The sequence below is a fragment of the Micromonospora sp. NPDC049559 genome (genome assembly GCF_040676675.1).
Lineage (GTDB): Bacteria > Actinomycetota > Actinomycetes > Mycobacteriales > Micromonosporaceae > JBFAPK01.
In genome coordinates this window covers 71,186-85,681 of the sequence record NZ_JBFAPK010000017.1, presented here as the reverse complement: position 1 = coordinate 85,681, position 14,496 = coordinate 71,186, and the positions used below count along the sequence as shown (strand labels likewise).

At 66.3% G+C, this 14,496-nt stretch carries 16 protein-coding genes; 9 read left to right on the top strand and 7 right to left on the bottom strand.

Going from position 1 to position 14,496, the window contains the following annotated elements; genetic code table 11:
* The first annotated feature begins 32 nt into the window (after positions 1 to 32).
* Positions 33 to 992: a hypothetical protein gene (locus AB0J86_RS19625; protein WP_363858976.1), complete on the top strand. Its 960-nt coding sequence runs from the start codon at positions 33 to 35 to the stop codon at positions 990 to 992.
* Positions 993 to 1,069: 77 nt separating this feature from the next.
* Here AB0J86_RS19625 and AB0J86_RS19620 read toward each other — a convergent pair whose 3' ends face one another.
* The 3 genes from AB0J86_RS19620 to AB0J86_RS19610 all read right to left on the bottom strand — a co-directional run bounded on the left by AB0J86_RS19620 (position 1,070) and on the right by AB0J86_RS19610 (position 4,377).
* Positions 1,070 to 2,368 carry a site-specific integrase gene (locus AB0J86_RS19620; RefSeq protein ID WP_363858974.1) on the bottom strand — a complete coding sequence of 433 codons (1,299 nt, stop codon included), beginning with the start codon at positions 2,366 to 2,368 and terminating at the stop codon, positions 1,070 to 1,072.
* 81 nt (positions 2,369 to 2,449) lie between these two features.
* Positions 2,450 to 2,635 carry a helix-turn-helix domain-containing protein gene (locus AB0J86_RS19615; RefSeq protein WP_363858972.1) on the bottom strand — a complete coding sequence of 62 codons (186 nt, stop codon included), beginning with the start codon at positions 2,633 to 2,635 and terminating at the stop codon, positions 2,450 to 2,452.
* 23 nt (positions 2,636 to 2,658) lie between these two features.
* Positions 2,659 to 4,377, bottom strand: a complete 1,719-nt coding sequence (locus AB0J86_RS19610; protein WP_363858970.1) for a replication initiator — start codon at positions 4,375 to 4,377, stop codon at positions 2,659 to 2,661.
* Between the two features lie 977 nt (positions 4,378 to 5,354).
* On the opposite strand from AB0J86_RS19610, the gene AB0J86_RS19605 reads away from it, so the two are divergent.
* Complete coding sequence (locus tag AB0J86_RS19605; protein ID WP_363858968.1) at positions 5,355 to 5,939, top strand: DUF4259 domain-containing protein; 585 nt, start codon at positions 5,355 to 5,357, stop codon at positions 5,937 to 5,939.
* A gap of 258 nt (positions 5,940 to 6,197) precedes the next feature.
* Positions 6,198 to 6,737 carry a hypothetical protein gene (locus tag AB0J86_RS19600; RefSeq protein WP_363858966.1) on the top strand — a complete coding sequence of 180 codons (540 nt, stop codon included), beginning with the start codon at positions 6,198 to 6,200 and terminating at the stop codon, positions 6,735 to 6,737.
* 137 nt (positions 6,738 to 6,874) lie between these two features.
* On the opposite strand, the gene AB0J86_RS19595 is transcribed toward AB0J86_RS19600, so the two are convergent.
* Positions 6,875 to 7,765: an IS982 family transposase gene (locus AB0J86_RS19595; RefSeq protein WP_363858964.1), complete on the bottom strand. Its 891-nt coding sequence runs from the start codon at positions 7,763 to 7,765 to the stop codon at positions 6,875 to 6,877.
* Between the two features lie 377 nt (positions 7,766 to 8,142).
* Here AB0J86_RS19595 and AB0J86_RS19590 point away from each other — a divergent pair, with 377 nt between their 5' ends.
* Positions 8,143 to 8,592: a DUF6228 family protein gene (locus AB0J86_RS19590; protein WP_363858962.1), complete on the top strand. Its 450-nt coding sequence runs from the start codon at positions 8,143 to 8,145 to the stop codon at positions 8,590 to 8,592.
* A gap of 807 nt (positions 8,593 to 9,399) precedes the next feature.
* On the opposite strand, the gene AB0J86_RS19585 is transcribed toward AB0J86_RS19590, so the two are convergent.
* Positions 9,400 to 9,651: a hypothetical protein gene (locus AB0J86_RS19585; protein ID WP_363858960.1), complete on the bottom strand. Its 252-nt coding sequence runs from the start codon at positions 9,649 to 9,651 to the stop codon at positions 9,400 to 9,402.
* 463 nt (positions 9,652 to 10,114) lie between these two features.
* Here AB0J86_RS19585 and AB0J86_RS19580 point away from each other — a divergent pair, with 463 nt between their 5' ends.
* From AB0J86_RS19580 to AB0J86_RS19570, 3 genes are all read left to right on the top strand, one after another.
* Positions 10,115 to 10,486: a hypothetical protein gene (locus AB0J86_RS19580; protein WP_363858958.1), complete on the top strand. Its 372-nt coding sequence runs from the start codon at positions 10,115 to 10,117 to the stop codon at positions 10,484 to 10,486.
* Positions 10,487 to 10,581: 95 nt separating this feature from the next.
* Complete coding sequence (locus AB0J86_RS19575; protein ID WP_363858956.1) at positions 10,582 to 11,376, top strand: hypothetical protein; 795 nt, start codon at positions 10,582 to 10,584, stop codon at positions 11,374 to 11,376.
* A 64-nt stretch (positions 11,377 to 11,440) separates the two neighbouring features.
* Positions 11,441 to 11,794 (top strand): hypothetical protein, encoded by a 354-nt coding sequence (locus tag AB0J86_RS19570; RefSeq protein ID WP_363858954.1) that lies wholly within the window; start codon positions 11,441 to 11,443, stop codon positions 11,792 to 11,794.
* A 9-nt stretch (positions 11,795 to 11,803) separates the two neighbouring features.
* On the opposite strand, the gene AB0J86_RS19565 is transcribed toward AB0J86_RS19570, so the two are convergent.
* Complete coding sequence (locus AB0J86_RS19565; RefSeq protein WP_363858953.1) at positions 11,804 to 12,031, bottom strand: hypothetical protein; 228 nt, start codon at positions 12,029 to 12,031, stop codon at positions 11,804 to 11,806.
* A gap of 181 nt (positions 12,032 to 12,212) precedes the next feature.
* Between AB0J86_RS19565 and AB0J86_RS19560 the strand changes: the two genes are divergently transcribed.
* Together AB0J86_RS19560 and AB0J86_RS19555 are read left to right on the top strand one after the other, a co-directional pair.
* Complete coding sequence (locus AB0J86_RS19560) at positions 12,213 to 12,545, top strand: hypothetical protein (RefSeq protein WP_363858951.1); 333 nt, start codon at positions 12,213 to 12,215, stop codon at positions 12,543 to 12,545.
* 338 nt (positions 12,546 to 12,883) lie between these two features.
* Entirely contained in the window at positions 12,884 to 13,006 is a 123-nt protein-coding gene (locus tag AB0J86_RS19555) for a hypothetical protein (protein ID WP_363858949.1), read from the top strand.
* Positions 13,007 to 13,560: 554 nt separating this feature from the next.
* Here the strand turns inward: AB0J86_RS19555 and AB0J86_RS19550 are convergent.
* Complete coding sequence (locus AB0J86_RS19550; RefSeq protein WP_363858947.1) at positions 13,561 to 14,277, bottom strand: hypothetical protein; 717 nt, start codon at positions 14,275 to 14,277, stop codon at positions 13,561 to 13,563.
* Positions 14,278 to 14,496 lie beyond the last annotated feature (219 nt).

Sequence of the window (14,496 nt, the reverse complement as noted above, 5' to 3'; positions counted from 1 at the left end):
CCCCGTCAGCAACCCGTATGGAGGGAATCTTCATGGCTCGTTCCGCAGAACATGACTTCGTCACAGAGAAGTTCATCGAGACTGCTAGCGAGTTGTCGAGGTCAGAACTATACGGCTACAAAGAAGCCGATCGCGGACTTTTCGATTTTGCAGCAACCTTGACAGCAAACAACCAACGACAGCTAGTCGGCCAGACATTGACCCACCATGCAGCAGGAATCGACAAAGATTTATCCGCCCTCCTCTTCGAGTCAAAGTCGAACCTCCCCATCTACCTCTACTCGCATGACGCACGCAACGAAGCCCGAGTCCAAGAATTTTTACAACGCGCGTCTGAGCAGTTACCTGATAGAACTCGACTCGTCCGACTTATCCGCTATCCCGCTTTCGATGCAGATCAAGAAGAGGAGCGACTGGCCGTTGCTGCAGCAATTCGCAGTCAGATTTTGGACGACCTTCTTTTGAACGTGCTATTTGGGCGACTGACCGCCTCGGATGTGGATTTATTCTTACAAGGAACCGGGATTCCCGGCCTACTGCTGGCGGCACTGGAAAATATCGCCTCCCATGGATTCATCAACTTCCCCACCCTTGCTAGGCCACTTGGGATGAAGCCGAGCACACTGAGATCAAGAGTGCAATCCCTATTGACTGCCGGAATGCTCACTCAGCAAGTAGGGGCCTCCGTATTCTCCGCCACTCCACGAGCGGCAATATTCTTGCGGGCGTGCAGGTTACTCGCGCGCCACCCTGTAATTTCCGGCGAACTAGCGTTCATATTACAGCGACTTGGCCTATGGGAGGGCACTGCCAACCCACCAACTCCCACCTCATTGGAAGAATTATTAACAATTCCTTACACCCCTATCAAGAAACGACAGAAGCTCCTGTTCGAGATTCAGTCAGCAACGATCCAGTTTGGCGTCTCATTCGCCAACGAAAGCTATCTGGTTACAGACCCAACACGTGAAGATAATTGGGTGGGCCGCTGATAGTAACCTGAGGTCTAGACCACAAGTTACCAAGTCGAGGCAAATTGGAAGGCCGCTCGCTCCTGTCACCACAATGGTCATCCGCGTAAGGCCGCTTCAATGCGCTCGTTCAGGCGGCTCCGGTCTCCGTCGATGCACTTCGCGTACACCTTGAGCAGCACATCGACGGAGTGGCCGGCCCGCGCCGCGACCTCCGGCGCTGGTAGCCCCGCGTTGAGCCAGAGCGAGACCCCGGCGTGCCGCAGGTCGTACGGCCGCCCGGCCAGCGGAGACGCCACCCGCTCCGGCGGAAGACTCAGCATCCGCGCCTCCTCCCACACGCGCGAGTACGTCGACGACGCCACCACCCCGCCCCGCGTACTGCGGAACAGCCGCCCGTCCGCACCGACGCCGAACCGCTCGATGTGCTCCCGCAGGATCGCCACCAGCTCCGGCGGGATCGGCACCTCCCGCGCCTCCGACTCGCCCCGGTGCTTGAGCCCGCGTTCGTCGTGCACCTCGCCACTGTCGGTGTACCGCTTGCCCGCCGACGGCCGTGACTTCTCCACCGTCAGCAGACCCCACCCCGACGCCGGCAGGTGACAGTCCCGCTCCCGAAGCCCCAGTGCCTCACTCGGCCGCAGGGCGGCGAAGTACAGGCACGCGTAGAAGGCGCGCAGCCACTCACCACGGCGCCCGTTCCTGCCCCGCCGACCGACGTAGGTCACCGCGGTCAGCAGCTCCCGCGCCTGGCCCACGTTGACTACCACCCGCCGGTCAACCTCGCCGGAGACCTTGCGGCGCGTCGACCGTACGCGCAGCTTGTCCACCGGGTTGAAGTCCAACAGCTCCAGCTCGACGGCGTACTGAAGCACGTTGTAGAACACCGACCGCCGCCGCCTGGTCGTCGACGCCGCCGCCGGTCGGCCATCCATTCGCAGGCCGAGCGCGTCCAGCGCCGGCCGCACCACCGCAGCCTCCGCCAGCGCCGGCAGCGACACGGACGCTTTGCCGAGCCAGCGCAGGGCCGCCGCGATCTCCGCCGGCCGGTCCAGTTGCCGAGCGGCCGGCGGAAGCTCGTACTCCCGCAGTGCCCGCCGCAGCAGCACCGCGTCAGGCCGGCCTGCCACGTCCCGAACGAGGACACCGGTCACGGTCGCCAGCGCGTCCGTCATGCTGTCGCGCGACTTGGCGGCGGCACCCGGCCACTTCATGTCGACATACCGCAGTACGAAGGTCAGCCACGTGACCGCCTCCTCCGGCGGCACCATCGACTCCGGCAGCCCCGAGTCCCCGTCGAAGGACTCGCCACGGTTCGCCGCCTGCATCAGGTCCGAGCGGAAGTTGTCGGCCAGCGCCCGCGTGCTGAACGTCCGCGACTTCGGCTCGACGCCCACGACCCAGCGGACGGTGTACGACTTTCTTCCGCTTCGCCAGGGCGTTGACCTGGATCCCGCGAATCCGTACCTCGCGCGACTTCACGCCGCCTCCCGGTGCTGCTCCAGCCAGGCCCGCAGGTCGCGCCGCTCGATGCGCAGTTCGCCGTTCGGGAGCTTGATGCACTCCGGCGCGACGCCCAGTTCGCGCCAGCGATAGAAGGTCCGCCGCGATACGCCGTTGAGCGCGGCGAGCACCTGGGGGACGGTCAACAGCTCGTCTTCCATGGGGGTGATGTCCTCCGAGGGGTTCAGGCTGCGGGGCCAAGAGTCGAGTCAGTTGCCGAAACAGCGGCGGCGGCTCGTCGACGGGCCGTGTCGAGGTCTGTTCGCCAGCGGATTCGGGCGGAGATGGCGCGTAGGAGGCGGTGTTCCAGCGGCAGGACGTCCGGGTCTTCGGGTCGGGCGAGTTCGAACCGGTACCGGTTGTCGTCGGCGGCCTGGTCCTGGTCGTGCTCCTGGTCGGGCTGGTCGGTGTCGGCCATGCCGCCGGCGAGGACGGCGCGGATCCAGGCCCGGTTGTCGGCGCGGTGGTCGGCGAGGGTCTTGCCGGACCACTGCCGGGAGACGAGGACGCGACGGCCGGTGAAGCCGAGCGTGGTGCGCTGGTGGACCTTGCCCGTGCACCGGCCCGGGGTCAGGCCCGGCTTGGCCTGGTCGGGTTGGACGCCGTAGAGCAGCCAGTTCGCGCAGGTCGGAGAGCAGGGCAGCACGGCCAGCTCCGCGTGGAGCCGGTCGAAGTGTGCGCGTTGTGCATCCGACCGCGGTTTCGCTTGCTCGGTCAGGTCCTTCGTGACGTACTTGGTGACGTACCGAATCGAGCGCTCGGCGTCCTTGGTGCCCTGCTCGATTCCCCGGGCGTCGATCCGACCCAGCCTCGCCACGTACGCGGGCCGGCTGTCGGATTCCTCCAGCTCGTCGAGGGCCTGTGACCAGGTACGCAACGCCTGGAGCGTCCTAGGATTGACGTAACACTGCTGCTCGACGTCCCAGACCGGCGGCTTGTCGACCGTGTACACCGGCTCGTCGAACGGCGGCCACCACACCTGGTGGTAAGTGGCCGCCGCTACCTGCTTGAGCAGCCGCCGGGGCAGGGTGCCCCGGATGGCGAAGTGCGCATGCGGAGTGAGGCGGCGTTGCAGCTCGACGACGCCCGCGTACTGGACGTTCCAGCCGGCCGCCCGGCGCAGGTTCTGCCACCACCGGTCCAGGACCCGGGCGAAGTGGATCGCGTCCAGGGCCGCCCGCCGGTAGTCGTAGCTGCTCGGGTCGACCGGGGTGCCGAGGACATCGTCGTGTGGGCCGTGGCGTTGGCCGCACTCGCAGGGGGCGATGTAGGCGCCGCGGCGCAGGTGGGAGTGCACGGCGCCGTGTGAGCCGAGGGTGAGAGTGACCAGCATCGACGGCCGGTACGTCTTGCCTGAGCGGCCGGCGTAGGCGCGGCCGATCGTCTTCGGCGACACGGGCAGCCGAGGCAGGTCCGGGGAGTCCTGCCGCCGCCTGGTCGACCGCTTCCGCCGAGGCCGATCCTCCCGCTCCTTCGGGGTGAGGTGCCCCCGCAGGCTCGTCTCCCCCAACTCCTCGTCCAGGTCGGCGATGGCCTGGTCGATCTCGGCGATCTGCGCGGCCCGCTCGTCGGAGTGCATCGGCTCGTACTGCACGGCGGTCCGTTCGAACTCCAGATGCGCCCGCACCCGCACCAGGTCGAGCACACCGGCGTCCGGTGGTTCGGGTCGTACAGCCGGCTCGTCAGCCAGGTGCCAGCCCTCCCGGATCTGCTGGATGCGCAACCGCCGGCCGCGTTCGGCGCAGGGCTTGCACTTCACAGCCAGCGTCGCCCCGCACGGGACCTCGATGACCTCGGTCTTGCCCGTGTGAGTGTCGGTGCGCCGCAGGGCCAGGGGCCGGACGCAGACGCCGTGCTGTTCGGCGAGTTGCTTGAGCCCGTCCTTGGCGAGCGGTTTGCGCATCTGGTCCGCCCGCGACCCGGGCCGCGGCTCGGGTGCCGGGGCGGGTGGTTCGGGTTGGCGTGGGGGTGGGGCGAGTTCGATTTGGTGCACGGTCACTTGCTGGCCTCCGAGGGTGCCGAAGGGTGGAACGTGGTGCCGTTGCGTGGGGTGAAGGCGGTTGCGGGTACGGGGACGAGCGCGGGACGGTCGGACTCGCGCACCTGGCGCAGGAGTTCGGAGGCGGTCCCGTTGGCGACCCGCAGGACGGCCCGTAGTTCGTCGCGGGTGATCGGCCGTCCCGTCGCGGCCCGATGCTCGGCCGCCCGCTGCCGGGCGAGCTGGACCAGGTCGGCGCCCGGCGCCTGGCCGTCCCCGTCCTCGACCTGCTAGTTTGGGTTCTCGTCTTGCTCGTCCTCGGCGGTGACCTGCACCGGTACCGGCTCGGGACGATCACCGTCCCCGCCAGCCCGACCGGTTCCGTTCCAGGACGTGGCCGGTACCCGCTCGTCCGGCCGAGTCGAGTCCGGGGACGAGCGCCGTACGGGTTCGTCCGACCCGACGGAGTCCGGGGACGAGTTCCGTAGCCAGTACAATCGCATCGACGCCGTCGCCGAGATCCATGGCAATTTTGTCGCCTTGGACATGCGCTCGGAATCAGTGCGGGAAGCAATCAGCAAGGCCACCGATGGTGGTGTCCGTGGGCTGTTTGAAAAGCATGGCGGTGACTACAGTTCACTTTTCCAGCACTTTCCGTTCGGAAATTCGTTTCCGTCCAGCTCAATCGGCTACAGGCCCGGACCGGAGGCAGCGCGGGCTAGGGAAGCCTGCTTCAAGTCAACTGCTGCCGAAACGATCTCTTTTGGATCAAGGCGCCGTGCAAGCACGGCGCAGGCCCGCCCGCGCTCGGCCTGCTGGCGGCCTCCGGCCGGCATCGGCCAGCGCGGCGGGCCCGTTGGGGTCTAAAGTCCCCGCATATAGAGCCTGCGGGGAGGGCGACCTTGGGTAGCTGGGGACATGGCCCCTTCGATGACGACACCTCGATGGACTTCGTAGACCACCTGGCGGAGCTACCGCCCGACGAGGTGGTACCGGCATTGCTGCTGACCATCGACCAGCTGGTGTCCGGCGATAGGCAAGTAGAGGATTACACGCTTTGCGTGCAGGGCGTCGCCGCGGCTGCGCTCCTCGCCGGGTGCGTCCCAGAGAGCCACGAGCAGTGGCCGGCTGCGGCAGCCCTACGGCCTACCGCAGAGGTCGCCATCGCAGCCCTGCGTGCCGTCGACACAGCTTATGCCGATGACTCGATCCTGACGGAGATGGCGACCGAGGACGGCAACCTCCGTGAACGTCTCGCCGCTGTCGAACCCATCCGTCAGTTACTGCGGGCAGCTAGCTATCCCGCAGCTGCAACACGAGACTCTGTTCTAAGCCCCAGCCGCCCGTACCGAGGCCACGGCCGTAGCCGTGCCGCAGAGCATGCCGTGACGATCGCGTGGGTGGCTGGCCGCCGTCGAAGGCGGGGCGATCGCTGCCGCGCCGCTTCGCGGCTTGCCACCGGAGTACATGGTCCAGGAGCACGGTGAGCCGGCGCCACGGCAAGCCGCCCCGACCCGAGAGCCAGGGCGGAAAGCCGTACGACGCCGGCCAACCGCGCCACTGGGCCGGGCCATTCACGTGCCAGTAACCGGTGCCGTAGACGGTCGCCAGCGGGCACGAGCGGTCACCACGCCACCGCCGACGACCAGGCACAACGGGCAGACCAAGGCAGCGGGCAACGATCTTCCAAACTGCGGGTGCGCGCGAGGCGTTGTCGCAACCCGGCTATGGCATGGTCCTCAGCCGTGAAACGCGATTTCTGTGGCCGAGACGGTGACCTCGTTCCGATCAAGGGTTGGCCAACCGCCCTGAAGTTCGACGGGCAGGTCACCTACGTGTGGTGGGGCCAGGACGTCAACAACGAGGACTGCGCTGCGGCCCGGGCGAAACGCCTGTACACCTTCGCCTCCGAAGCTGACTGCTGGGCAATGGCAGATGCGAAAGGTTGGGCTGCCGACGGCGATCCAGCGGGCCACGAGCCTGTGGTCGCGACCGACCTGGAGCCAGCTCAAGACTGGCTACGAGGCCAGCGAATGGCGCTCGACCCAGAGTCCGGGTTGAACCTCTGGAACTGGGCCACCGACGCCGCCTACAGCACCGGCCGGCCATGGAGCGACCGTGGCGGCCTGCGTGACGGCTGCTACGACAAGCTCCTCGCCGCTAGCGTCCCATGGGCCTTTGGGACGGAGTCGTACCACCCCAGGTGGACCCCCCGTCAGCTGCGGGCGCTGCGGGAAATCCTGAGCCAGGCGGTTCACCTGCTTCGTGCCGCGATGCGAGGCTGATCGTCATCGCCTACCGCACAATCCGGCCCCATGTGACGGCTGACGGTCCTCCCGCATCAGCGCATGCCCGTTGCATTCCCGACACGGCACGCCCGACCCGCGCAGTCCGCATCTAGACGAGTAAGTCCGAAGTCTGGTTAGTGGTCGTAGGCGATCAGGGACCTGGTGGTGGGCTGGCCGGTGGCGCGGTTGTGCCAGATCGCGGCGGTCATCGCGAGGAGTCGTTGCGCGACGCGTACGGCGACGCCTTCAATGCGTCCGCCGTGTAGTTCGAGGTCGAGTTGGCCTTTGAGGGTGTCGTTGACCGACTCGATCAACTGACGGACCGGCTTGAGGAGGCGCTCGCCGGGTCGTGGGGTGCGGTTGCGGTACGACGGACGCAGCAGTCGGACCCCACGCTCGGCCAGCCACCGGTCCAACTCTTTGGAGACGTAGCCCTTGTCCGCGATGATCAGCAGGCCGGGACGGTCGGCGATGAGGTGGGGGTCGTGGTCGAGGATCGCGGTCAGGACCTGCCGTTCGTCGACCTTGGGTGAGGCCAGAGCCCAGGTGACGGGTAGTCCGGCGGGGGTGCAGACCAGGTGGAGTCGTAGTCCCCAGAAGAACCGGGAGTGGGAGGCGCAGTAGCCGTAGCTGGCCCAGCCGGCCAGGTTCGAGCGTTTCACGGTGGGGCGGGACCGGCCGCACTCCACCGGGGTGGAGTCGACGATCCAGAGGCTGTCGGTCCACAGGTCGGTGTCGGCGGCCAGGGCGCGGATGGCTCGTTTGATCAGCAGTAGCGCGGCTTTGAGGCGTTTGTTGTAGCCGGACTGGCCGGGTAGGTAGGGGAAGGCTCCGGGCAGGTGTCGGGGGACGAATCGCAGCCAGCGGGCTTCGGAGCGGACGCCGAGTAGGGCTTGGGCGACGGCGAGGGTGAGTAGTTCGGCGTCGGACAGCTTTGGTGGCCGGCCGTGCCTGTGTACCCGGCCGAGCCAGTCGTCGATCTTCACGTACAGTGCGGTGAGAAGGGTGTTGAGGTCTGTCGTCACAAACGGATCTTCAACACCCTTCTCCCGTACCCACAACCGGGACCGACTTAGGACTTACTCGTCTAGTCCGCAAGAGGCTGGTTGACAGCGGTGGAGTGGTGGGAGATGTCGAGAGGTATTGCCGCTGATAGGCCGCCATGTGCCGAGGTCGGCGGGGCGGTCAGTTTGACGTAACGGATGCTTCCGTCACGCAGCTGCACGCGAGCGTCAGCATCGGGTGCTGTCTCCGGCCGATGACGCCCGAGTAGGAACCGCGCGACGAAGTCCGGCCGCTTCACCACGAAGTACGGACCGTCCTGCACTAACCCCCCTCGCCCAGGCCGTCGACTGGCGTTGCCGAAAGGCAGAGTACGTGCACGGGAGTACGCTCCGGGAGCGTGCGAGCCGCCGCGAGTGAGCCCTTCGTCCTGCACCGAGCCAACGGCCCACGTTGGGTCATCCAGCCACCGCAGGACCCGTACGGCGACGGCTACGTCTACACCGTCGCGATCGAGCTGCACGACGACGGCATGAGCGCATCTACCACCGCCACGATCGACGGCCTCTACGTCAACCCCGACATCGGAACGCTGTCCCAGTTCGTGCAGTCCCTCGCAGACGACTGGCGCGGTTGGCGCGAAGTCCGCCGCCGGACCTCGATGGAAGACGAACTGACGCTCGACGCCCAGCACGACGGACGGGCCTACGTGTCGATCGGTGTGACCCTGCGAGCGCCCGGCGGTAGCTGGGAGGACGCGAGATGGTCGGCCCGATCTGTCTTCGTACTTGAAGCCGGCGAGGAGATGACCCGACTCGCCGCAGACCTGAGGCACCTCCTCGGGTCGTAGTCACCCATCGTCGCGAGGACGCACACAGGGGGCACCACTTGACCAGCGGAACCCGCTGACGTCTAGCCGCCACCCTGGAGCACGAAACTGCCGCCGGTTGTCGCGATCCACGGGACTATTCACCGGTTGATCTTGAAGTCGTTTTCCGATTTCGCACCCGCACCACAACCAAGATTCGGGGTGTGCGCGACAAGTCAGGCCCACCGCGCCCAGAGGGTCAGGTCGCTACTGGTTGCGACCGCCAGCGTGTGTCCTGACGGCGAGAATCCCACGGCTCGCAGCTCGGAGTAGTCCGCGTAGAAGATGTGCCACCAGTTGCGCCCTGCTGGGCCTCGGCATAGCCCACCGTCGGCCGACAGGAGAACCCGGTGATGCGGCCAGTCCGGAGCAACCGCCTCGACAGTCCAGCCATCCGCGGTCGTAAGGTGCAGACCGCCGCCGAATAGGCCGGCAATACGGACTCGTGTGCCGGCCACAGGGCCAAGTCCAGGACAAGACAGCTCCGTGGTCGCGTCCGGCATGCTCGATTCGGGGTCCGGGTCTCGGTCCCGGGCGATCTTCGCCCCGGTCGTCGCGTCGAAGAGCCCATGCCCATCATGCGACACCACCATCACCAGGTCGTGTCCGCTGGCCGGGTCGACAGCGAACCCAATCCCCAGAAGGCCCCCGATCGGTGTAGACCGGTCAAGCACCATATGCCATGGTTCCGGCGCCGGCATTGCCGGAGCGGACAGAAAGCGCTCCCGGAGCTCCTGCTGATAGACGGAGAGCATCAGTCGCCAGTCCGTCGGCATCTCCGCCGATTGATCATCGACCCAAACCTACCCATCGGCTCATATGCTGATCGACGACTTCCCGCACCTGGCGGCGAAGGTCCGTGTACTCCATGTCGCCCATCCCCTCCGCCTCGAAGACAGCATCGGTAAAGCTGTCCACGGAGCCCGGCGGTGACTCGCAGAGCCGGCGGATCTCCGCGGGCGGCAGGCAAAAACCCAGCCTGACACACAGTTCACGGAGGAGTCGCTGCACCTGAAGCTCCTGGTGGTTGCCGTGGTTCACGCGGACAGCATGACGACCCCGCCGAGGTCTGCCAAGCCGGTAAACGCTTGCAGCCGCCGGGCCGCGTCTCGGCCTGCTGGAGGCCTCCGCGGCATGGCGGGCCGGACGTGGTGTGTGGTGGTGTACACCTACGCGATGGAAGCTCAGGTCGAAGAACTATCCCGGGATACAGCCCTTGCGCCATCGAGCATGGCGGTCAGCCCTGAGCGGGCTACGACCAGAACCATGGACCGCGCGGAACCGTATAGGCAGCACGACGAACGTTCCAGAGAACGCGGCAATCAGCATGAAGGCTGCCGAAAGATCGGTCACGCCGCCAGCCGACCACGCGCCGCCCGAGCCCACACAGCCATTGCCCGCAGCCCGGAATGCACGAGCGCCGGGTTCGTGTCGCTCGGCTTCCCGCCCGCCAGGGCCGTGAAACGTGGTCGTCCGGCAGACTGGCACCCAGTATCGTCGCGGCGTGGGGAGCCAGGCTGTTCGGGTCGATCGGGCTGACGTGCGCGAGACCGACCGCGACCTCACCCTGATCCTGTCCACCGGCGGTGTCCACGTCGTGCTGATCCGACAACGCTACGACGGCCTGGTGGACGAGGTCATCAACAACGCGGGAGTAGCCGCCACCTGGGCTGTGTCGTCGTGGACCCTCTTCGGCCAGGAACTCTCCCTTGAGTACGGCAGGCAGGCCGCAGCGACGCTCGGCTTCCCGCGCGAACAGGTCCTTCGCCTTGACCTGCCGAGGGATGTTCTCGCGCAGGTCCGCGACAGTCTCTTGGAGATCCTGCAGACGGCCTGCTTCGCGGTTGATACACCAGATGGCCGCATTACCGGCTGAGGCACATGGCACGACGATTGCTCACCGCCCTCGTGCAGCCGGGTGCGGGGCCAACCAGACTCAGCGAGGCTACCGCGTCGGGAGGCAGCATCATATTGACCCATCAGTCCGTCGATTGGTCCGAGTTCAGGGATATCGCCGGGCGCCCAGGCGACCAAATCGCGGCACTGCTCGATAGCTTGGAGCAGGAGCCGAACGCCGGTTTGTGGAGGGAACTCGGCCGCCGGCTGGTCGTGGAGACCGAATGTTTCTGCTCCGCCGGTTTCGCCGCACTACCACGTCTGAGCCTCTTGGCCGAGCACGGCACGGAGGAGTACCGCGACACCGCGATCAAGCTCGCGTCGATGATCGCCATGACACTTCACCGACACCACCGCGACGACGATCTCGTACGGGCCGAACCGGCCGCACTGGCCACCCTGCACCGCCTCACCCGGTCCCGACTGCCGAGTGTGACCGGGAGCGAATTCCGCGACTACTTCCAGGCCGCACTCGCGTTCGCCGGCTACGTGTTCTGGGCAACGATCAGCCTCGACTACTCTGACGAGCACTACCGGATCGGATGCCCACACTGCTCGACCCGGATCGTGGTCGTGATCGGCGACTACGGCCACTACTCCGCCATCCGGGATGAGTGGGCAGGCGATGTCCAACGTATCCCACTGGATCCAGCAGAACCCGCTGCTCTCGATGGGCTCCAGCGATGGATGTACGACACCGCCGTCGCGTGCGGCGATCCGATCCTTGCCGGCGGCCTGACGTACTTGTTCGGCAACGCTACCTGCCCCAACTGCGGCAGCGTTTTCAATATCGCCGAGTGGTACGAGGCCGAGAACGGTCCGACCCAGCCGATCGACCCGGTCGTACCTCGCGTCGACCGGGCAATCTAGGCCGCTTGCCCGACCAATGTGTAAGTACTCACGACCCGATTCACTCACGCCTCGGAGGCTATGAATGACCAGAGACGTACAGCTGGTGCAGGACCTTGTTTCGAGGGTGCCTGCGTTCGGGGGTCTGTACGACGCCCATGTGTTCAACAACGACGGGGTGCTACCCCACGTGATCTTCTGGGAGATCACGCAAGACACCGTGCGCTCCCATCTTGGTGCCGATGACGCGCCAGATTGGCGCGAGACTCTTCGATTTCTAGAAGAACAAATGGGGCCGGAGATACCCGAGATCAACACGGTGATCGTGACCTCGTTCCTCTTCGCTCTCCCATGGCCGCACAAGGCGGGGTACGGGATAGTCCAGGAGCTAGGTCCCAGGCTGGCCAAGGCGTTCGCGAAAATACGTCCCTCAGGATGATCCTTTCGGCTACTCACTCAAGCCACGTAGCGCGCCGGTGATGCGCTGGTTGACCGTCGTCGTCTCCTGGCCAGCGATGCACTCCGCGTACACCTTGACCAGCACGTCAACGGAGCGGCCTGCTTGCTCGGCGACGTCGTTGCCGGAGAACCGGCGTCGAGCCACAGAGACGCTGCCCAGTGCCGCAGGGTCGTACGCCCGACCGGCCAGCGGCGAGGCGGCCTGCGCCGGAGTCAAACCGACGTGTCTCCGCCATCGGAGCGCCGCGCCGGCGCGGTGTGACCCCAGCTGGGTCTACAGTCTCCGCCAAGAGGTCCGGCGGGAGGTCAACGTCGGGTAGCTGGGGACACGGCACCTTTGACGACGACACCTCGATGGACTTCGTGGACCCCTGGTCGAGTTGCCTCCCGGCGAGGTGATGCCGGCACTGCTGCGGACCATCGAGGAGCTGGTGTCCGGTGACAGGCGAGTGAAGGACTACGCGCTCGGCGTCGAGGCTGTCGCCGCTGCTGCACTGCTGGCCGGATGCGTACCAGAGGGCCATGAACATCCAGGCGCGGCCCTGCGGCCTTCCGCGGACATCGCCATCGCAGCTCTGCGTGCCATCGATACTGCCTATGCCGACGACTCGATTCCGACGGAACTGGCGGCGGAGGACGCGAACCTCCGTGAACGTCTCGCCGCTGTCGAACCCGTACGCCAGCTGCTCCGGGCAGCTATCCCGCCCCTGCAACGCGAGACCCTGTTCTAAGCCCGAGCCGCCACACCGAAGCCAGGACCGCGGCCGAGCGGTAGAGCATGGCGCGACGATCGCGAGGTTGGTTGCCCGTCACCGAGTTGGGCCGATCGGCCGCCGCGCCGCTGCGCGGCTTGCCATCGCAGTAGGTGGTCCCAGGCGCCCGGTGATGCGGCGCCGCAGAAAGCCGGCCCGGCCATTAGCGCCAATGTACGAAGACCTGCCTCCTACACGTCAAGAAGATCGTGGTCGTACCAGACATCTTCGTGACCAGGCGCTAGCAGTACACGCCACCCTGGCGGCAGTGCCAGAAACGGCAGCAACTCGGGCGCGTGATCCCCGAGGTGCTCGACGTGCAACGGAGCGAAGAAGTCGTCCTCGTCCTGAGGGATGTTCCCACCGCGCCACACGAACCACCCGTTGCTCTGGCCCTCGGCCGGATGGCGGAGCGCATGGAGCGGCAGGAGGTCGCGTGACCTGGATAGAGCAATACCGATCATCGTTCGCCGTACGGGCGGGTGAGGCGTGACGGCGAAGCGACGGCAGACGCGGCGTTGGCTCCAAGAGGTGGGCATCAGACATCCTGGCATTTGGGTCGTGCCGCCTCAACGCACCACCCGCGACGCCGCATCGGCGGCCGGCCGCTCCGCAGATATTCACGGTCTTGGCGACAGCACCCAAGCCGCAACCCGGAGTGGCAGGTCAGGGGCTTACACGCGGCCCAAGCCGCAGCGCACTCCGGCAGCGCTTGTCGGGGTTCGAATCCTGCCAGGGGCACCCAAAAATCGGTAAAACGCAGTTTGACCAGCGGAAATGCCCTCCGGTCGATTTGATCTCGCAGGCAGCGGTAGGCCGCCCAGAGCCGCCGCTTGTCGCCGTCCGTGCGAACACATGCAGCGACGCTGAGCCGGTCGACCCTCGTTTACGCGGTTCAAGGGCGTGGAAACAGTAAGGCCGCAGCATTGGCAACGGCCTTCGCCCCATCGGCGATCAGCCTCGCTGTCCTCACGCCGATGCACACGAGGTCCGGTCACATGGCAACGGGCAGTGTCTCGATCCAGCAGTCATCGACCTTCCGCGCGAACAGGGCCCGAGCCTCCTCCGCATCGGCTTCGGTCAGGAAGACCCCCGCACCGGACACCTCCGTCCGCTCCGCTCGGCTATACCGGGTCATCAAGACGTAGACGTACCGGTGTCGTTCCCGGCGGCGCGGTGGGTGGTCATCGGCACGCAGAGCATCCAGCAAGTCCCGAGCCGAGGCCATGTTCAAGCCGGCACCTACTCCGTGGAGTGGGTTCGGGGTCCACCGATCGCCCGGCACGATGTCACTGCTGAAGAAGCTCTGCTGCATCCGAGGAAGCATTCCCTCACGCCAACCGACAGCCATGCTGACCACGTAGTCGCTCTGCCCCTGGTCCGGGCTCTGCAGCATGAACACATGCCGCCCCTCCCACCTGACGCCAGGCAGCGACGCCTTGACCTGGTCCGCTTCCTCCGGCTCCGCGCACCTGATCACCAGGCCGGTGAACGAGTCCCGTAGCTTGATGGCTTCGATGGGCTTGAAGAGGACATCGATTGTCGTCTCGGGGTCGGGGCGATCCTCGTCGCCGTACAGGGGCGTGCTGCGTAGCAACAGTTGGCCGTGGCTGGCCGAGTAGGCCCAGATTTGGAACCTGCGATCGCTACGGAACCGTTCCCTCCCCGGCGGGAACTCATGATCCCTGTTCAACCAGGCTTGTGCGGTCATAGCGCGGCAGCTTCCGATCCGGCGGAGGACGCCGCAGCGTTCGCCGCGACGCCCTGCACCCTATCCGGGGTCGTCACCCGCCTAGGGGTGCGTGCTGCCGGGCAGCCGACGTCCGGACCGACGCCGAAGCGGTCGATGCGCTACGGCAGCATCGCGACCAGTGCCGCCGCGGCGGACCGCAGTAGAGGTTGTTCGAGACCGGAGGATGCTCGGAAGGCC